Source organism: Staphylococcus sp. HMSC072B07, from assembly GCF_001815505.1.
In the GTDB taxonomy this organism is placed as follows: domain Bacteria; phylum Bacillota; class Bacilli; order Staphylococcales; family Staphylococcaceae; genus Staphylococcus; species Staphylococcus simulans.
Window position 1 is genome coordinate 21,587 of sequence record NZ_KV820903.1, and the last position, 18,037, is coordinate 39,623.

Below are 18,037 nucleotides of genomic sequence, written 5' to 3' on the forward strand. Positions count from 1 at the left end.
GAGAAGGAGGCGAAGTAAATTGGCTAAATATACGATTGTAGATATGGATACATGCATTGCTTGTGGCGCATGCGGTGCTGCAGCACCTGACATTTATGATTATGATGATGAAGGTATTGCATATGTTATCTTAGATGATAATGAAGGGACAGCGCCTGTTCCAGAAGAATTATACGAAGACTTAGAAGATGCAGACGAAGGTTGCCCAACAGATTCTATTAAAATTGCAGACGAACCGTTTGATGGTGATGCATTAAAATTCGAATAGTATCAATCGTGAGACCAGTTGGCTGTCTTCGCTTAACATAGATTGATAAAACAAGACAGATGATGTCTTAAAAAATCCCCCGGAAAAATATTTCCGGGGGTTTCGTTAGTTTGTTATTAATAACGCAGTGCTTTCTTTAATCGTTTATATAACAATAAGAAAACGATAGATACTACGATACCTTTAATAATATTGAACGGTATAATACCAGATACTATTATGATTTTTAAGTTTTTCATGACATCGCTTAAGTTCATAATCATACCGTAAAGCGGTAATAATACGAAGTAGTTTAAAACGCTTAATACCAATGTCATGACGATTGTACCTACAATGAGGCCAATGATGATATTGAAGCGGCTTTTAACGGCTTTGCTGACATAGTACGCAGTTAATAATAAACTTACTGCTGCTACAAAGTTTGCTAAAGGCCCAATTGGATCTCCCATGTTAAATAAGAAATTCAATAAGTTTTTAATCAATTCGACGATGATGCCTGCTATAGGTCCAAAAATAAAGGTTGCTAATAAAGCAGGTACATCACTAAAATCTAAAGTTAAGTACGGAGGCAAAAATGGTAAAGGAAATTTGATAAACATCAAAATAAAAGCAATTGCACTCAACATACTTATGACGATGAAACGTTTGTTGTTTTGTTGATTCATAAAGGCTCCTTCCATTCATCTACGTGAATAGGAGGATTTCATTGCACAACAAATAAACCCTCCATCTTCTCCCATCCAGACTATACTGTCGGCTCTAGAATCTCACTAGATCAGCCATATCTATCAATCGATAAATACAGGTCGCAGGCTTAAATTACTGCCGGTTGGGAATTGCACCCGACCCCGAAGATGAATTTCGTTAATATTTTATTTTCCTATTTATTGTAGCCGATTTATCTTAAAAGTTCAATCCGATTGCTTAACTAGGAAAATTAAAAAAACTTGGGCGAAACGCCCAAGTTAAATGATTATGCTTCATGATGATGTGGTTTTGGTAATTTAATAATGAACGTCGTGCCTTTACCTAATTCACTCGTTAAATTAATTGTACCTTCTTGTGCTTCAATAATCATACGACTGATGAATAGACCAAGTCCTGTTCCCTCTTTGCCGCGTTTTCTAGAAGCATCTACTTTATAGAATCTATCGAAAACTAATTCTACATGTTCAGGTGCAATACCACTGCCAGTATCTGAGATATATAAAATATCGTAATTATCATCTTCGCCAGTTGTGATTTTAATGGAATCTCCAGGACCAGTATATCTTGTCGCATTATCGACTAGGTTTGTTAGTACTTGTTCCATTCGATCCGAATCATAGAACCATAATTGGTTGTGTGTCTCTGGCGCGAGATCTATATCAATTTCTAATTCACTTGCTTGTTGACGATATTTCAACTGCATGCGATCAAGCAATTGGCTGATAGGTTGCACTTCTTTGTGAATAGATAAGCCTTCAGCATCCATTCTCGCAACATTTAACAACTCATTGACTAATCGATTCAAACGCTGTGTCTCATCTAAGACAATAGAAAGCGAATCTCTAATTTCTTCAGGTTCTGAAACTACACCGTCTACAATCGATTCCGTATAACCTTGCAATAAGGCAATTGGTGTTCTAAGTTCATGTGAAACTGTCGCAATAAAGTCTTTTTTCATTTGATCCAGTTTGTGTTCATTTGTCATATCTCGAATGATTGCGACAATACCACTGCTGCCGTTTGGTTGGAATTGATCAATATAACTCATAATTACCACATAATAACGGTTATTGACTTCATATTCTTCAAACTGTGTTTCCTTATCTGTGAAAGTATTATTCATTTGTTCAACGAATAATGCTTTGTTTTCTCCATCAAGCTCATTTTCCATTTGCTGAGCGAGTTGGTTAGATAGGATGATTTCCCTATTCTCATTAATACCCAATACACCTTCTACCATCGAATTGATTAAACTTTCTCTAATATTTTTAGAGGCTGAGATTTCATCAATATGACGTTGGATTTCATTGCTCATCAGGTTGAATGAGTGTGCGAGTTCACCTATTTCATCTTTTGTATGAATATCGTTCACTAAAGAATAATTGCCTTTAGAAACGCCGGTTGCTTGGGTTCTGAGTTGGCGAAGCGGTTTTGTGATTCGTGATGATAAGAAGAAAGCGAATACAGTGGTCACGATTAAGAAAATAACCGCTGTAACAAGTATGATAATGGTAATAACATTATTTGTATCATCGATGCTTTTTAGGTCTTGGTAAATAAAGACTGCACCATTAGGATGTGTGTTATCAACTTTTGTTGGATATCCTACTAAAACATACGTATGTTTTTGACCATCAACAGTCATTTTAATATGTTCAGATGCTTTTTGTTTATTGTCGAATACTTGCGCAAAGTCTTTATCTTTTTGAATCACATCCATCATTTGTTCTTTGAATTTTGAATGTGAGTTATAATATTCATCCTTTTTATTTTTCATTATAATCAAACCGCTTGGGCCTTCGATAAGCATTTTACTATGTTTGATAGCTAATGATTTATTATCTGACTCCTCAAGCAGATTACTGATACGATGTGCATCGTTGACTAAAGAATGTTCAGTATCTTGCGTATAATACTGTTGGATGAATGTGATTAATGCAGCACTAAGTAAAATTAAAACTGTCGTTACTATTAAAATAATAGTTAACCACAGTTTTATGACGACATTATTGAGTCGTTTCATCGTTGTTGTCGACCTCAAATTTATAACCAACGCCCCATACAGTTTGAATCATTTGAGCTGCATCTTTTGAGACACGGTTTAATTTTTCTCTGAGTCGTTTAACATGAGTATCTACAGTACGCAAGTCTCCATAGAACTCATAATGCCAAACATCTTTTAATAATTGTTCACGGTCGAATACTTTGTTAGGTGTTTTCGCTAAGAAAATTAATAATTCGTATTCTTTAGGTGTTAAATTGACTTGTGTACCATCTGCAAGTACACGGTGTGCATCATTATCAATAACCAAATGCTTAAATTCTATTAAATCTCTAGCATGTGGTTCATTTTGATCTGAAGTTGCTGTTAGCGTGCGTCGTAATAAAGCTTTTACTCTAAGTACGACTTCTCTTGGAGAGAATGGTTTGACGATATAATCATCTGCACCTGATTCAAATCCTTCTACACGGTTCGTTTCTTCCCCTTTTGCAGTTAACATAATGATTGGAGTTTCTTTGTACTCTCTCAAACGGTTTGCAACTTCAATACCATCGATTTCGGGAAGCATCAAGTCTAACAAGATACAAGCATAGTCATGATTTAAAGCTAAATCTAATGCTTCTTTGCCGTCTCGAGCTTCTTCGATATCAAAAGATTCTCGTTCTAAATATAATTTTAATAGTCTGCGAATTCTTTCTTCATCATCAACGACAAGAATTTTTGTCATAATTTTATGTACCTCCCATATGAGCATTCAACAATAGTTGTCCAATAAGAAAGACAGACAAGTCCTAAAACATCATAAACATCATGAATGATTTCCTGTATTGATAAAATATCTGTCATAACTTTCTCGGATTTAATAATTTGAGTATCGTCTTCGTATTTTTATTATATATAAAGGTTGTAAAAAAAGACGATTTTTCACTACAAAGCATATTATAACATAAGCATATATCAACAAGTTAATTGTAACCTTGTGAATAAAAATAGATTAACATAATTTGTGCATAATTTCACAAACTTTTATGCTGTTGCTACAAGTTTTAACCATTTGCGGCTAAATTGCGAAGTTTTTTCACTTCATGTGGCGTTAAGACACGTCCTTCTCCAGCGTTCAAGCCTTTTAATGTCAGACCACCCATTTCAATACGCGTCAATTTTGTTACTTCATGACCGAAATGTTCGAACATACGACGTACTTGTCGATTTCTACCTTCTGAAATTGTAATTTCAACAAGTGTTGTATTTTTTTCTTTATCTTGATTTTTAATTTTAACTTCTGCTGGATGTGTTTTTCCGTCTTCTAATTGAATTCCTTTTTCAAGTTGTTTCACTTCATCGCGCATCAAATAACCTTTTAATTTAGCTACATATTTCTTTTTAATTTTATAACGAGGATGTGTCATTAAGTTTGTAAACTCGCCATCATTAGTTAAGATAAGCAATCCAGATGTATCGTAGTCTAAACGGCCAACTGGATAAATACGTGTTTCTAAGTCCTCGAAATAATCAGTTACGACTGTTCTGCCTCGATCATCAGATACACTTGTGATAACTTGTGCTGGTTTGTAGAATAAAATATAAAGTTTGTCTTCTTGTTCTAATTTAACGCCTTCAACTTCAACATTATCTGAAGGTTTTACTTTAGTACCTAATTCAGTTACAATTTCCCCGTTCACTTTAACTTTACCTTCTGTAATTAATGTTTCTGCTTTTCTTCTAGACGTATAACCGCTATTTGCGATACGCTTTTGTAATCTCTCTAATTCTTTACTCATTATTATCTCCTTTTTGGTTAATTAAATTGTTGAAGAATGATTCTATTTCTTCTTCCTCTTCTTCGGTCGTTGGTAATTCATCTATATTTTTCATGCCGAATACATTTAAGAATAACGGCGTAGTATATAATTGTTGGCTTCTTGAATTGTCTTCATCTTTAGCTTCGATTAACCCTCTAGCAATCAATGTTTTGGCAGCACCATCAGAATTAATTCCTCGTATGACTTCAATATCACTTCTTGTGACAGGTTGGTTGTAAGCAATGATTGAAAGGACTTCCATGGCTGCTTGAGACAGTTTCATATTAGATTGTTGCTTCACAAGTTGTTCGATATAATCGGCTAATGCTTGTTTAGTTGTCAGAACTAATGTGTTTCCATATTGATGAATCATGAGTCCGGGTGATTCATAGTCAGCTACTAATGCAAGCAATTCTTCCTCAGAGACATCTAATATGTCTTGCAGCTGAGTTATTTCTAACCCCTCATCCCCTGCTGTATATAATAAACCTTCTAATATTCCGATTTGCTTAAGCGCCATAATTTACACCTCGAGTTATATTAATGTCTGCGAATTCTTTATCTTGTGTAATTTGAATAATGCCTGATTTAGACAATTCTAAAATTGCTAGAAAATGTGTAACGACATGCTCTGTTGTCTCTTTAAAAGTGAACAAACTGAAGAAATTAAATGACGTTGCTTTTGCCAAACGTTCAGACACTTGTGTTGACGCTTGTTCAATCGTAAATGTTTCTTTTTGGATAGTAACTTGTCTCGGCGTGTCAAATAAAGCTCTAGTCTTGATACGTTGATACGCCATAATTAATTCAGTCAGGTCAATCGTATGGTTTTCATCCCATAATTCTGCAGTTTCTAAATGACTTAAGTCAGTTGGATGTTTACTATAGTACTGTTCTCTTTGAACTTTCATTTCATTTAGAAATTCAGTATATTCTTTGTAGTTTTGATATTCTATTAATCTTCCTACTAGATCTTCACGAGGATCGTCTAAGTCTTCATCTTCTAGATCTGGTTGTTGCGGCAATAACATTTTGCTTTTAATCATAAGCAGCTCTGATGCTACAACTAGGTATTCACTTGCAATATTAATTTCTAATTGTTTCATCGCATGAATATAATTCATATATTGTTCGGTTAAAGCTTTCATGGGAATATCATAAATATCAATTTCATATTTATGTATCAAGTGTAATAATAAATCGAGCGGCCCATTAAAAGCATCTAGTTTAACTTCGTACATCCATTTGTATCTCCTTTAATTGCAAGTCGCATTTGTCATTCAGTACAATATTATACATCAATCATTATAAGAATTAAACGAGAAACAAGGAGCGCTTAACAGATGAAACAAGCATTAATCGAGTTTTACTATCAGTTCCACACTAAACAACATTATTTTTTGTGCCATGATATTTTAGAAGACGCATGGAAAGCTCAATCTCATTTCACGAAACAAGACGCTGTAGTGAGTTTAATTTTGTGTGCGACCGGATGCTATCACTATAGACGCGCAAATTATAAAGGTGCACATACATTATTTAATCGTGCTTATCGAGTTGCTCATGCGAATTATGCTAAATTAGATCAATTAGGATTAGAAAGCAGAAGTTATCTAATGTTATTACGTGAGTTAATTGAAAGTACTAATCAGGAGCTACTATTTAAACCAGTAGAATTACCTTTACTATCAACAATGAAAAAACAAATCAAACGCATTTATCCTGATTATGCAATCATGCATCAAATTAATACACTTCCTTATATCTGCGACCATCACTTGTTAAGAGATCGTCATGAAGTTGAACAAGCAAGATTAGAAGCATTAAAACAAAACCAATTGAAACATAAAAAATAGTGCATGAACCAAATGATCATGGCTCATGCACGTGGATGGAATTCGTTGTACATTTTTCTGATTTGAGATTTCGAAACATGCGTATAAAGTTGTGTAGTTGAAATATCAGAATGTCCTAACATCTCTTGAACTGCTCTTAAATCTGCCCCATTTTCTAGTAAATGTGTCGCAAATGAATGACGTAATGAATGGGGTGTCAGCTTTTTAGATATATTGGCTTGGACACCATATTGTTTAATGAGTTTCCATATTCCTTGTCGTGATAAAGGTTTGCCGTGCATATTTAAAAAGAGTACGTCCGTAACTGTACGCTTTAATAATTGCGGACGAACAGTTTCGATATACTTTTTCAAATAATCAATCACCGTTTCACCTAAAGGGATAATCCGCTCTTTGCTTCCTTTACCGAATACGCGGACAAAGCCCATAATCAGATTGACATCCTCGACTCTGACATGAATCAACTCTGTTACACGCATACCCGTTGCATAAAGAAGCTCTAGAATAGTTCTGTCACGATAGCCGTTGTTTTTTCCTAAATTCGGTGTTTCTAACAACGCTAAAACATCATCGACATCTAACACATCTGGTAATCTGCGTTCATATTTCGGAGTTTCAATTAAAACTGTCGGGTCTTTTGCGGCATAGCGTTCTCTGAGCGCAAATTGATGGAAGCTTCGAACAGTGGAGATAAAGCGTGCGATTGATTTTGCGGAATGACCCTCATCGTGTAAATATCCTAAACATTGTTGAATCGTTTCTCTATCAATAAAATCTATATGTTTAACCTTTTTTAATTCTAAATAGGCTTTATATTTATTTAAATCACGACGATAGGCCCCAATGGTGTTAACACTTAAACCTTTTTCAATTTGGATGAACTTTAAATATTCCTCAATAATATTTTGAAAATTCGTTTCCAATCCGTTCACCTTCTAACCTAAACTAACTCTCTTTTTTCTTTTGTTGGCACTCACGACAAATACCATGAAATGTCAAACGGTGGTCTAAAATTTTGAAATGAAATTCAGATTCTACTCTTTCTTCGACTTTTGGCAATAAGTCTTCGACAATTTCTTCAACTTTACCACATTCCATACATACAAGATGGTGATGGAAGTGCTTTTCGCCTTCTTTTTTCAAGTCGAAACGTGAAACGCCATCGCCAAAGTTGATTTTATCGACGATTTTAAGTTCAGCAAGCAGTTCTAAAGTACGATAGACAGTTGCTAAACCAATTTCTGGTGCTTTGTCTTTTACTTTTAAATAGACATCTTCTGCACTGAGATGATCTTCTTCGTTTTCAATAAGCACTCTTAACGTTGCTTCACGTTGTGGAGTTAATTTGTAGGATGATTTTTGTAACTGTTGCTTCACGCGTTTTAAACGTTCTTCCACGGAAGCCTCACTCCTCTACTAATAATTATTATCATTGTAATGTAACTTAATGACTCATTTATAAATTACCAGTATTTGAGGCAAATTGCAACACATTCTCATTTGTTATTTAGAATGATTATAATGTGATAATACGTGTTGTAACGCGATTAAAGTTTTGGCATCTTCAATTTTATGATTTTGTACTAAATCATTGATTTCATCGAGACTCAACTCTACTTGTTCAACAAATTCATCTGGGTCTAGATGGACCACGCCTTTTACTAAATCGTCAGTGAAATAAATAGCGATTTTCTCATTTGCGAATCCAGGAGAGGTATAAATATCAGCAATCAATTCTAAACTATTCGCTTTATAACCTGTTTCTTCCTCTAATTCTCGTAAAGCTGCTGATTTTGGTTCTTCCCCTTTTTCTAACTTGCCTGCTGGGATTTCTAACAATACTTGTTCAATCGGTTTACGATATTGTTTAACGAAAACTACTTTGTTTTCTTTAGTTAATGCACATACTGCAACTGCACCTGTGTGATTAACAATTTCACGTTTTGAAGTCTTGCCATTTGGTAATTGTACTTCATCTACATCTACTTCAATAATTTTACCTTTGTAGATAGTTTGTTTATTTAATGTTTTCTCTGTTAAATCCATTTGAATCACGTTCCTTTTAACTATATTGAAATACTGATAAACTAGCAGTGTTAGACAATTAAAGTGTATCGAAAGGAGTCACAACATGCAAAAGAATGTTTTGAATAGCGGTTTAGAGATTTCTGAATTAGGTTTAGGGTGTATGAGTCTTGGTACAGAAAAGAAACATGCACAAGCCATTATCGAACGTGCCATTGAATTAGGAATAACATATTTTGATACAGCAGACATGTATGACAAAGGCATCAATGAAAAGTTAGTAGGAGAAATTTTGAAACCGTATCAAAACTCAGAAGATATCGTTATCGGAACCAAAGTCGGTAACCACCTTCAACCAGATGGTACGACATTTTGGGATCCTTCTAAGAAACACATCAAAGAAAGTGTCAAACAATCATTAAAAAACTTAGGTGTCGATCAAATAGATTTATATCAATTACATGGCGGAACAATTGAAGATCCGCTTGATGAAACAATCAGTGCTTTTGACGAATTAAAACAAGAAGGATTAATTCGTGCCTATGGTATCTCTTCTATTCGCCCTAATGTTATTAAATATTATTTAGAGCACAGTCAAATTGACACTTGGATGGCACAGTATAATTTGATTGATAATCGTCCTGAAGATTTAATTCAACAAGCACATCAAAAAGGTGTTAAAATGCTCGCGCGTGGACCATTATTTAAAGGATTACTGACAGCTGAAAGCAATACAGCGTTAGACCAAAAATTTGCGGATGGTATTTTTGATTATAGTTATCAAGAACTTGGCAGTACAGTCGCATCGCTTAAAGAAATTGAAAATAATTTATCAGCACTCACTTTCAATTACTTATTAACACAAGACGTTTTAGGTTCAATTGTGGCAGGTGCTAGTAGTGTTGAACAACTAGAAGAAAACGTGAAGAATTATCAAACACATGTGGATTTAACACGTTTACATGCCGCAAAAGAACGCGTGAAAGATTTACATTATACAAATCATCTCAACTAAACCACTAAATCATAAATAGGAATATAAATGAATAAGACTTGTCATCTCCTCAAAATAACGTCACGTTGTTACTGAGAACGATTTTGGACGGATATGACAAGTCTTTTTATTATGAGTTTTTATTATTAAATAATTGCGGTGCCAACCTTTCAAGTGTTCTTGGTGATAATTGATAGATTTTCAAAAGTTTGTGCAACCATTTAGGGCGATTAACTTCAGCCTTTCCTTTTAACATCGCAGAAATGATATCTCTCGCTAGTACATTTGGATCTAACATAAACTTATCAACTTGTGCAGCATAATTTAGTGTAGGATCTGCTTTAGCATGAAATGGTGTACGTATCGGTCCTGCATTTACTACTGTCACTTGATAATCTGGCTGTTCCAATCTTAATGTGTTTAATACTTGATTAAATCCTGCTTTACTTGCTGCGTAGTGACCACTTGCTGTTTGGGTAGAAAAAGCTGCTAAACTACTGACACCGACTATAAAAGGATGTTGTGTAAAATAAGGTGCAAGTTGAGATAATAATAAGTTGAAATGAAGGACATTAATGGTATACGTTTCTATCATTTCCTGTTCACTATGTTGCAGTATAGGTTTAAAATATCCCAACCCTGCACTATGTATAAATCCATCGATTGGTTTTGAAAATGTGAGTTGATGAATATCTGTTGCATCATTTAAATCACAATACTTTGAATCTAATAAGTGTTGATTGACTGGAAAATGTGTTTCATTAAATTTTTCTATGTTTCTTACTAGTAAAGTCACATGAGCACCTTTAGCTAAAAGTTGTTGCGTAAGTGCATAGCCAAGTCCACTCGTGCCTCCAGTTACGATAAAATGCTTTCCTATTATCTGTTGCATTATAATCCTCCGCTCTGTATGAGTTGTATATCCGTTGAAATTATAGCCTTAAATTAACATTGTTGTGCAAAATGATTGATATTGCTATGATAAGTGTATCAATTATCAAAATATAGGGAGTGCTATTCAAAATATGAAAATTGTATTCTATGGTTCAGGCAACATGGCTCATGCTATTTTTGCAGGAATAATTGCATCTGAAGTAATCGATCCTAATGATATTTATATTACAAACCGTTCTAATGAAGCGGTCTTAAAAGGCTATGCTGACGAATTAGGCGTTAATTATAGTTATGATGACGCCGCATTATTAGCAGATGCTGACTTTGTCTTTTTAGGAACGAAACCCTATGATTTTGAAGCATTAGCTGATAGAATCCGTCCATATATTACAGATAAAAATAGATTTATTTCCATCATGGCTGGTATCTCGATACAGTATATCAGAAAACAACTTGACCATGATAACCCAATTGCACGTATTATGCCTAATACGAACGCACAAGTCGGTCATTCAGTCACAGGTATCAGTTTCTCAGAAAACTATAAGCAAGAAGATAGAAAACAAGTTATTGATATTGTCCATGCGTTTGGTTCAGAAATTGAAGTTCAAGAAGATGCGTTGCATCAAGTCACTGCGATTACTGGCAGCGGCCCTGCTTTCTTGTATCATGTGTTTGAACAATATGTAGAAGCGGGTGTCAGACTTGGTTTAGATAAAGAAGAAGTTGAAGAATCTATACGTAACTTGATAATCGGAACTGGAAAAATGATTGAGCGTTCTGATTTAAGTATGGAACAATTAAGACAAAACGTGACTTCTAAAGGTGGAACGACGCAAGCAGGCTTAGATGCTTTAGCTCAACACGATATTGAAAGTATTTTCGAAGATTGCTTCAATGCGGCAGTAAAAAGAAGTAAAGAGTTATCGAACGACGAATAAGTTAAAATTGATAAAAGAAATGCTGAGACAGTTAAATTATCTGCCTCAGCATTTTTATATTTCAAACGCATCAAAGTCTCTTACGAATTTAAATTTTAAATGTGGATAATGCTCTTGTAATTCAGCATACAACACATCGATATCACTCAGGTTATAACGGTTACTAATATGATTCAACAATGCTTGTTTCGCATGAGAATCTTCTAATAGTTTTAATACATCTGAAATATGGCTATGATGATGACTATCCGCTAATGTTCTATCACCATCAATATATGTAGCTTCATGAACAATCACGTCAACATCTTCAGCAAGTAAATATTCATTTTTACAAGGCATGGTATCGCCGAATATTGCGATTTTAGGACCTATTTTATCTGAACCTTTAAATTGTGATGAGTCATAAGTTTGATTGTTGAATACAAAAGTATTTTGTTCTTTGACTTCTTGGTATTTTGGTCCTGGTTCCATACCGATAGCTTTTAATGCAGCGACATCTATTTTACCAGGTGTGGTTGGTGCTTCAATACGATAGCCGAATGATGGTACACCATGATTCAAAGCATATGCACTGATTGTAAAACCTTCGTGATGGTAATGTAATTGTTCATCAATTTCTATAAATGTAATTGGATAATTTAATTTAGATAATGAGGCTTGTAATGTCATTTCAACATAGCTTTTAATACCTCTTGGCCCAATGATTGTTAAGGGTTTATCTTCCCCGCCTTGGAAAGAACGGCTTGTTAATAAGCCGGGTAAGCCGAATATATGATCACCATGCATATGGGTGATGAAAATATGGTCTACTTTTCCGAGTTTAATCGAATGATGCAAGATTTGATGTTGCGTTCCTTCTCCTACATCGAATAGCCATATTGAATTTGAATAGGGTTCTAAGTTGAGCGCTATTGCTTGTGTATTGCGTTCTTTGGTTGGCAACGCCGCTCCAGTACCTAAAAATGTAATTTCCATTATAACGCTCCTCTCTACACGTTAGTGTACCATATCTAAAATGACAAACACGAAGAAATTTAAGCATAAATGTGTTACATTAATTCTTCATAGTTTATAATAATAGCATATCTAATATAGAATTGAGGTTTTGAATCTTGAGTAATAAAAGAAAGCATATACCATGTTTGATTACAATTTTTGGAGCAACTGGTGATTTAAGTCATCGAAAGCTGTTCCCTTCACTATTCCATTTATACCAACAAGATAATTTAGATGAACATGTTGCAATCATTGGTATTGGCCGTCGTGACTATTCGAATGAGCATTTTCGCAACCAAGTTAAGTCATCTATTCAAGCTCATGTAAAAGATACAAAACACCTTGATCAATTTATGGAACATGTATTTTACTTCAAACATGATGTCAGCGAAGAACAAAGCTATGATGATTTATTGCAGTTTAGTAATCAACTCGATTCAGAATTCGGCTTACAAGGAAATCGTCTATTCTACTTAGCTATGGCCCCTAATTTCTTTGGTTTAGTTACGGATTACTTAAAATCATCTGGTTTAACTAAGACAAGAGGATTCAAACGCCTTGTAATTGAAAAACCATTCGGCAGTGATTTGGCTTCAGCTGAAAAATTAAACAAACAAATTAGAAAATCATTTAAAGAAAATGAAATTTACCGTATTGACCATTATCTTGGTAAGGATATGGTACAAAACATCGAAGTGTTACGATTTGCGAATGCGATGTTTGAACCTTTATGGAACAATAAATACATTTCAAATATTCAAGTGACTTCATCTGAGATTTTAGGTGTTGAAGACCGTGGAGGGTATTATGAATCTAGCGGTGCATTGAAAGATATGTTCCAAAACCATATGCTTCAAATGGTGGCGTTGTTAGCGATGGAACCGCCGATCAGTTTAAATAGTGCAGATATCCGTGCGGAGAAAGTAAAAGTGTTGAAGTCGTTGCAACCATTGGATTCTGAAGCGGTTCGTACAAACTTTGTACGTGGTCAATATGATGCTGGTGAAATTGATGGCAAGTATGTTAAAAGCTATCGTGAAGAAGATCGTGTCAGCGAAGACTCAATCACACCTACTTTTGTTTCAGGTAAAGTCATGATTGATAACTTCCGTTGGGCTGGTGTACCATTCTACATCCGTACTGGTAAACGAATGAAACGTAAATCTATTCAAGTCGTGGTTGAATTTAAAGAAGTACCTATGAATTTATATTACGAAAAAGATAAGCATTTAGATTCCAACTTATTGGTTATTAACATCCAACCTAATGAAGGTGTTTCTATTCATTTAAATGCGAAGAAAAACGTACAAGGTATTGAAACTGAACCAGTTCAACTATCATACTCAATGAGTGCACAAGATAAAATGAATACCGTTGACGCCTATGAGAACTTATTGTTCGACTGCTTAAAAGGTGATGCAACAAACTTTACACACTGGGAAGAATTAAAATCAACTTGGAAATATGTTGATGCAATTCAAGAAGAATGGGATCAAGTTGAACCTGACTTCCCTAACTATAAATCAGGTACTAACGGTCCATTAACAAGTGAATTGTTATTAAGTCGTGATGGATTCCACTGGTGGGACGATATACATTAATATCAGTTTAAATTTATGAAGACAAGACAGTGTCACAACATTGATACTGTCTTGTCTTTTTAACGTCTTTTTGTAGGAAAGTCATAGAAGAATACGGTATAATATAGGACAATAGTTATTTTAGGAGTGAGCAGTTTGGACGTTATCAAGCAAATACAACAGGCCATTGTTTATATTGAGGACCGTGTTTATGAGCCTTTTCATTTGCAAGATTTAAGCGATTACGTTGGCCTTTCTCCCATGCATCTAGATCAGTCTTTTAAAATGGTTGTCGGCTTATCTCCTAGTGAGTATGCAGAAGCTAGAAAATTAACGAAAGCAGCTGAAGATGTGATTGTAGGGGCTTTTCGTTTAGTAGATATCGCTAAAAAGTATCATTATGAAGATACAAATGATTTTGCTAATGCATTTAGTGATTATCATGGCATTTCCCCTATTCAAGCAAAGCTGAAGCAAGATGAGTTGAAAATGCAAGAAAGATTATATTTAAGAATAGCAACAACGGATCGTCCACCTTATACGTATAGATTAGAAAAACCTGAGGATCACGCATTAGTCGGTTATGCTAAATTTGTGAATACAGAGGACTTAAGCAATCCATTTCTTGTTGCTGATTTTTTAGAGGATTTATTAGTAGATGGTAAAATTAAAGAACTTGAACGTTATAACGATGTAAGTCCTCATGAACTATTTGTTGTAAAATGCCCACTGGAAAATGGTGTTGAATTGTTTATAGGTGTACCAAGCGAACGGTACCCCGCTCATTTAGAAAGTCGATTTTTACCCTCTAGACAATATGCTAAGTTTAATTTACAAGGTGAGATTGATTTTGCGGTCAATGAAGCATGGCACTATATTGAAACAAGATTGCAGCTGACGATGCCTTATGAAACTGAAGCTTTGTATGTAGAAGTTTATCCATTTGATATTTCCTTCGACAATCCTTTTACTAAAATTCAATTATGGTTGCCTGTTGATTTAGATGAATAATTAAAGTGAAAAGCACACTATCAGAAATGATAATCTGATAGTGTGCTTTTTATAGATTTATAAAATTATTTTTCTTCAGCCCAATGTGTATGGAATGTACCTTCTTGGTCTTTACGTTGATAAGTGTGCGCACCGAAGTAGTCACGTTGTGCTTGAATTAAGTTTGCTGGTAAGTTTTCTGAACGATAACTGTCAAAGTAATTAATGCTCGCAGCAAATCCAGGTGTAGGAACACCATTTGCAACACTTTCAGCAACAACATCACGTAATGCTGATTGATAATTTGTTACGATATCTTTGAAATAAGGATCTAATAATAAGTTTTGTAATTCTGGATTATTATCATATGCCTCTTTAATTTTTTGTAAGAATTGTGCACGAATAATACAACCTGCTCTCCAAATCATAGCTAAATCGCCAAGTTGTAAGTTCCATTCGTTTTCTTCACTTGCTTTACGCATTTGCGCAAAACCTTGTGCATATGAACAGATTTTACTCATATAAAGCGCCTTACGGATTTTTTCTAAGAACTCATCTTTATTACCTTCAAATTTTGGTGATGGGCCAGTTAATTCTTTAGAAGCAGCGACGCGCTCATCTTTCATTGATGAGATAAAGCGTGCGAATACAGATTCAGTAATAATTGTTAATGGTACACCTAGTTCTAATGCATTAATAGAAGTCCATTTACCAGTACCTTTTTGACCTGCTTTATCCATTACTTTTTCAACTAATGGGGAACCGTCTTCATCAAGTTTGTTGAAGATTTCACCAGTAATTTCAATTAAGTAACTTTCAAGTTCGCCTGCATTCCATTCTTTGAATGTATTTGCGATTTCAGTATGTGACATATGCAATGCATCTTTCATTAATGCATAACTTTCAGCGATTAATTGCATGTCAGCATATTCGATACCATTGTGTACCATTTTAACGTAATGTCCTGCACCGTCTGGACCAATGTATGTTACACAAGGCGCACCATCGTCAGCTTTAGCAGAAATTGCTTCTAAGATATCAGCAACTTTGTCATATGCTTCTTTTTGACCACCAGGCATGATTGAAGGACCAGTCAATGCGCCTACTTCTCCTCCTGATACACCTGTACCAATAAAGTTAATGCCGCTTTCTGCTAATGCTTTGTTACGACGAATCGTATCTTGATAGTTTGTATTACCACCATCGATTAAAATATCACCATCATCTAATAATGGTAATAAACCTTCGATTGTCGCATCCGTTGCCGGACCTGCTTTAACCATTAAAAGAATTTTACGTGGACGTTCAAGTGAATTCACAAATTCTTCTAAAGAATAAGTTGGGTGAATATTTTTGCCTTTTGATTCTTCGACCATTGTGTCAGTTTTTTCTTTTGAGCGGTTATAAACTGAGACTGTATAGCCACGAGATTCAATATTCCAAGCTAGGTTTTTACCCATTACGGCTAAACCGACTACACCAATTTGTTGCGTCATATTACTTACCTCTCTTTGATAAAATTTTCTATTTTATTGTATCACAATTAGCGTTCCTGCTCACTTATTCAAGCTTAAAATCAATCGCTAGTTAATTCTACAATTTTAAGTAGTTGTTCAGCTAATAAATTTAAAGATTGAATTTCCATTCTTTCTTCAGTTGTATGGATATTTTGATATCCGATACCAATAATCACAGTTGGAATACCTAATGCGTTGATAATATTTCCATCAGAGCCGCCTCCGGCAACCACTGTATTTCCACTTAATCCTAAACTTTGTGCACTTTTTACTGCATATTGTGTCACTTTAGCATCTTCAGCCACTTTAAAACCTTGATAACTTTTACTTGTAAATACATCAGCACTGCAACCATAAGCTTCAGCAGTTTCTTCAAATACTTGTTTCATATGGTTGATTTGGGCTTCGATTTTGTTATTGTCATGTGATCTGGCTTCTGCATGTAATGTGACTTCGTCAGCGACTATATTCGTTGCTGAACCGCCAGTAAAACTACCGATATTGGCAGTTGTTTCATCATCGATTTTACCTAACTTCATTTTACTGACTGCTTTCGCTGCAATATTAATAGCACTTACACCTTTATCCGGTGTGCTGGCATGTGCCTTTTTACCATGAATTACTGCACTAAGTTTCATCTGTGTAGGTGCACCCAATACAGTTGTTCCAATTGGTGCACTAGCATCTACTGCGTATCCAAATTGTGCATCTAATAATTCAGGATTAAGCGCCTTAGCACCTAGTAAACCAGACTCTTCACCTACTGTGATAACAAATTGAATTTGGCCATGTGGGATTTGATTTTCTTTTAATACTTGAATTAATTCAAGTAAAGCAGCAATCCCTGCTTTGTCATCTGCGCCTAGTACAGTTGTACCATCTGAATAGATATATCCATCATCTTTGACGATAGGTTTAACGCCAATACCAGGTGCAACTGTATCCATATGACTTGTAAAATAAATTTTTTGGGTTTTATTGTGATTTTCTGTTGCCGCAAGTGTACAGATTAAGTTGTTTGCACCTAAGTCGGGCTGTTCACCTGCATTATCTTCTTTTACTGTTAAACCTAAACTTTCAAATTTTTCTTTAAGAATTGGTTGAATGATTTCTTCATGACCTGTTTCTGAGTCGATTTGTACCAATTCTAAAAATGTTTCTAGTAAACGTTGTTCGTTAATCATGTTCTAACCCCTTCCTATACTATGTTTAGTGTATACGATTTATCTGCTTTGTAAAACATATATGTTCTAAAAAAATAGGTTAAAATCATGATATAATAATTTGTAAGCGTCAAGTTGAAAACATAACCATATTGATTTAAAATAAAGTACTATATTTATAATTAAGAAGAAAGTTTATCTGGAGGAGAATAACGTGTTTAAAGGCAAAGTCTCAAAAGTTGTTATCATCGTTATGTTGGTAGCAGTAATCGTTGCACTGATATTATCAAGTTTAGCACCA

At 34.7% G+C, this 18,037-nt stretch carries 19 protein-coding genes and 1 riboswitch; of the genes, 6 read left to right on the plus strand and 13 right to left on the minus strand.

Translation table 11 applies throughout. The features are described from left to right. Positions 1 to 19: 19 nt before the first annotated feature. Positions 20 to 268, plus strand: a complete 249-nt coding sequence (locus tag HMPREF3031_RS04510; protein ID WP_002480988.1) for a ferredoxin — start codon at positions 20 to 22, stop codon at positions 266 to 268. 116 nt (positions 269 to 384) lie between these two features. Here the strand turns inward: HMPREF3031_RS04510 and HMPREF3031_RS04515 are convergent, their stop codons facing one another. The 6 genes from HMPREF3031_RS04515 to HMPREF3031_RS04540 form a co-directional block, all read right to left on the minus strand. Beyond that, on the minus strand, positions 385 to 933 hold the full coding sequence (locus tag HMPREF3031_RS04515) for an ECF transporter S component (RefSeq protein ID WP_002480989.1): 549 nt from the start codon (positions 931 to 933) through the stop codon (positions 385 to 387). Positions 934 to 992: 59 nt separating this feature from the next. Further along, a riboswitch (FMN riboswitch) is annotated at positions 993 to 1,128 on the minus strand. A gap of 113 nt (positions 1,129 to 1,241) precedes the next feature. Then, on the minus strand, positions 1,242 to 2,999 hold the full coding sequence (locus HMPREF3031_RS04520) for an ATP-binding protein (protein ID WP_002480990.1): 1,758 nt from the start codon (positions 2,997 to 2,999) through the stop codon (positions 1,242 to 1,244). Further along, positions 2,983 to 3,705 carry a response regulator gene (locus tag HMPREF3031_RS04525; protein ID WP_002480991.1) on the minus strand — a complete coding sequence of 241 codons (723 nt, stop codon included), beginning with the start codon at positions 3,703 to 3,705 and terminating at the stop codon, positions 2,983 to 2,985. The genes HMPREF3031_RS04520 and HMPREF3031_RS04525 overlap by 17 nt, the downstream gene beginning before the upstream one ends. 319 nt (positions 3,706 to 4,024) lie before the next feature. Further along, positions 4,025 to 4,759, minus strand: coding sequence for a pseudouridine synthase (locus tag HMPREF3031_RS04530; protein ID WP_002480992.1), 735 nt, complete (start codon positions 4,757 to 4,759; stop codon positions 4,025 to 4,027). Then, a complete protein-coding gene (gene scpB / locus HMPREF3031_RS04535) occupies positions 4,752 to 5,300 on the minus strand; it encodes an SMC-Scp complex subunit ScpB (RefSeq protein WP_002480993.1) in 549 nt (182 codons plus the stop codon). The genes HMPREF3031_RS04530 and scpB overlap by 8 nt, the downstream gene beginning before the upstream one ends. Next, positions 5,290 to 6,021: a segregation and condensation protein A gene (locus tag HMPREF3031_RS04540; RefSeq protein ID WP_002480994.1), complete on the minus strand. Its 732-nt coding sequence runs from the start codon at positions 6,019 to 6,021 to the stop codon at positions 5,290 to 5,292. Before HMPREF3031_RS04540 ends, scpB begins: the two co-directional genes overlap by 11 nt. Positions 6,022 to 6,123: 102 nt before the next feature. On the opposite strand from HMPREF3031_RS04540, the gene HMPREF3031_RS04545 reads away from it, so the two are divergent. Continuing rightward, positions 6,124 to 6,636 (plus strand): DUF309 domain-containing protein, encoded by a 513-nt coding sequence (locus HMPREF3031_RS04545; protein ID WP_002480995.1) that lies wholly within the window; start codon positions 6,124 to 6,126, stop codon positions 6,634 to 6,636. A gap of 23 nt (positions 6,637 to 6,659) precedes the next feature. Here the strand turns inward: HMPREF3031_RS04545 and xerD are convergent, their stop codons facing one another. From xerD to HMPREF3031_RS04560, 3 genes are all read right to left on the minus strand, one after another. Then, positions 6,660 to 7,559 carry a site-specific tyrosine recombinase XerD gene (xerD, locus tag HMPREF3031_RS04550; protein ID WP_002480996.1) on the minus strand — a complete coding sequence of 300 codons (900 nt, stop codon included), beginning with the start codon at positions 7,557 to 7,559 and terminating at the stop codon, positions 6,660 to 6,662. 22 nt (positions 7,560 to 7,581) lie between these two features. Beyond that, on the minus strand, positions 7,582 to 8,034 hold the full coding sequence (locus HMPREF3031_RS04555) for a ferric iron uptake transcriptional regulator (RefSeq protein ID WP_002480997.1): 453 nt from the start codon (positions 8,032 to 8,034) through the stop codon (positions 7,582 to 7,584). Between the two features lie 105 nt (positions 8,035 to 8,139). Beyond that, positions 8,140 to 8,682, minus strand: coding sequence for an NUDIX hydrolase (locus HMPREF3031_RS04560; RefSeq protein ID WP_002480998.1), 543 nt, complete (start codon positions 8,680 to 8,682; stop codon positions 8,140 to 8,142). Between the two features lie 85 nt (positions 8,683 to 8,767). Between HMPREF3031_RS04560 and HMPREF3031_RS04565 the strand changes: the two genes are divergently transcribed. Further along, on the plus strand, positions 8,768 to 9,676 hold the full coding sequence (locus tag HMPREF3031_RS04565; RefSeq protein WP_002480999.1) for an aldo/keto reductase: 909 nt from the start codon (positions 8,768 to 8,770) through the stop codon (positions 9,674 to 9,676). Positions 9,677 to 9,785: 109 nt separating this feature from the next. Here HMPREF3031_RS04565 and HMPREF3031_RS04570 read toward each other — a convergent pair whose 3' ends face one another. Then, entirely contained in the window at positions 9,786 to 10,547 is a 762-nt protein-coding gene (locus HMPREF3031_RS04570) for an SDR family NAD(P)-dependent oxidoreductase (protein WP_002481000.1), read from the minus strand. Positions 10,548 to 10,680: 133 nt separating this feature from the next. Here HMPREF3031_RS04570 and proC point away from each other — a divergent pair, with 133 nt between their 5' ends. Next, positions 10,681 to 11,490, plus strand: a complete 810-nt coding sequence (gene proC / locus HMPREF3031_RS04575; protein ID WP_002481001.1) for a pyrroline-5-carboxylate reductase — start codon at positions 10,681 to 10,683, stop codon at positions 11,488 to 11,490. A gap of 54 nt (positions 11,491 to 11,544) precedes the next feature. On the opposite strand, the gene rnz is transcribed toward proC, so the two are convergent. Next, a complete protein-coding gene (rnz, locus tag HMPREF3031_RS04580; RefSeq protein ID WP_002481002.1) occupies positions 11,545 to 12,465 on the minus strand; it encodes a ribonuclease Z in 921 nt (306 codons plus the stop codon). Between the two features lie 137 nt (positions 12,466 to 12,602). On the opposite strand from rnz, the gene zwf reads away from it, so the two are divergent. Both zwf and HMPREF3031_RS04590 read left to right on the plus strand, forming a co-directional pair. Then, complete coding sequence (gene zwf, locus HMPREF3031_RS04585; RefSeq protein WP_002481003.1) at positions 12,603 to 14,087, plus strand: glucose-6-phosphate dehydrogenase; 1,485 nt, start codon at positions 12,603 to 12,605, stop codon at positions 14,085 to 14,087. 135 nt (positions 14,088 to 14,222) lie between these two features. Further along, positions 14,223 to 15,077: an effector binding domain-containing protein gene (locus HMPREF3031_RS04590; protein WP_002481004.1), complete on the plus strand. Its 855-nt coding sequence runs from the start codon at positions 14,223 to 14,225 to the stop codon at positions 15,075 to 15,077. 65 nt (positions 15,078 to 15,142) lie between these two features. Here the strand turns inward: HMPREF3031_RS04590 and gndA are convergent, their stop codons facing one another. Then, complete coding sequence (gndA, locus tag HMPREF3031_RS04595; protein WP_002481005.1) at positions 15,143 to 16,552, minus strand: NADP-dependent phosphogluconate dehydrogenase; 1,410 nt, start codon at positions 16,550 to 16,552, stop codon at positions 15,143 to 15,145. An 80-nt stretch (positions 16,553 to 16,632) separates the two neighbouring features. Then, the gene (locus HMPREF3031_RS04600) at positions 16,633 to 17,757 is read right to left on the minus strand and encodes a M20/M25/M40 family metallo-hydrolase (RefSeq protein WP_057510486.1); all 1,125 of its coding nucleotides are present in this window, start codon (positions 17,755 to 17,757) and stop codon (positions 16,633 to 16,635) included. Positions 17,758 to 18,037: the final 280 nt, after the last annotated feature.

Coding starts and splice junctions, on each gene's coding strand:
- HMPREF3031_RS04515 (WP_002480989.1), bottom strand. CDS start 933: ATGAATCAACAAAACAACAAACGTTTCATCGTCATAAGTATGTTGAGT.
- gndA (WP_002481005.1), bottom strand. CDS start 16,552: ATGACGCAACAAATTGGTGTAGTCGGTTTAGCCGTAATGGGTAAAAAC.
- HMPREF3031_RS04570 (WP_002481000.1), bottom strand. CDS start 10,547: ATGCAACAGATAATAGGAAAGCATTTTATCGTAACTGGAGGCACGAGT.
- HMPREF3031_RS04600 (WP_057510486.1), bottom strand. CDS start 17,757: ATGATTAACGAACAACGTTTACTAGAAACATTTTTAGAATTGGTACAA.
- HMPREF3031_RS04520 (WP_002480990.1), bottom strand. CDS start 2,999: ATGAAACGACTCAATAATGTCGTCATAAAACTGTGGTTAACTATTATT.
- HMPREF3031_RS04530 (WP_002480992.1), bottom strand. CDS start 4,759: ATGAGTAAAGAATTAGAGAGATTACAAAAGCGTATCGCAAATAGCGGT.
- HMPREF3031_RS04545 (WP_002480995.1), top strand. CDS start 6,124: ATGAAACAAGCATTAATCGAGTTTTACTATCAGTTCCACACTAAACAA.
- rnz (WP_002481002.1), bottom strand. CDS start 12,465: ATGGAAATTACATTTTTAGGTACTGGAGCGGCGTTGCCAACCAAAGAA.
- HMPREF3031_RS04540 (WP_002480994.1), bottom strand. CDS start 6,021: ATGTACGAAGTTAAACTAGATGCTTTTAATGGGCCGCTCGATTTATTA.
- HMPREF3031_RS04560 (WP_002480998.1), bottom strand. CDS start 8,682: ATGGATTTAACAGAGAAAACATTAAATAAACAAACTATCTACAAAGGT.
- HMPREF3031_RS04565 (WP_002480999.1), top strand. CDS start 8,768: ATGCAAAAGAATGTTTTGAATAGCGGTTTAGAGATTTCTGAATTAGGT.
- proC (WP_002481001.1), top strand. CDS start 10,681: ATGAAAATTGTATTCTATGGTTCAGGCAACATGGCTCATGCTATTTTT.
- HMPREF3031_RS04525 (WP_002480991.1), bottom strand. CDS start 3,705: ATGACAAAAATTCTTGTCGTTGATGATGAAGAAAGAATTCGCAGACTA.
- scpB (WP_002480993.1), bottom strand. CDS start 5,300: ATGGCGCTTAAGCAAATCGGAATATTAGAAGGTTTATTATATACAGCA.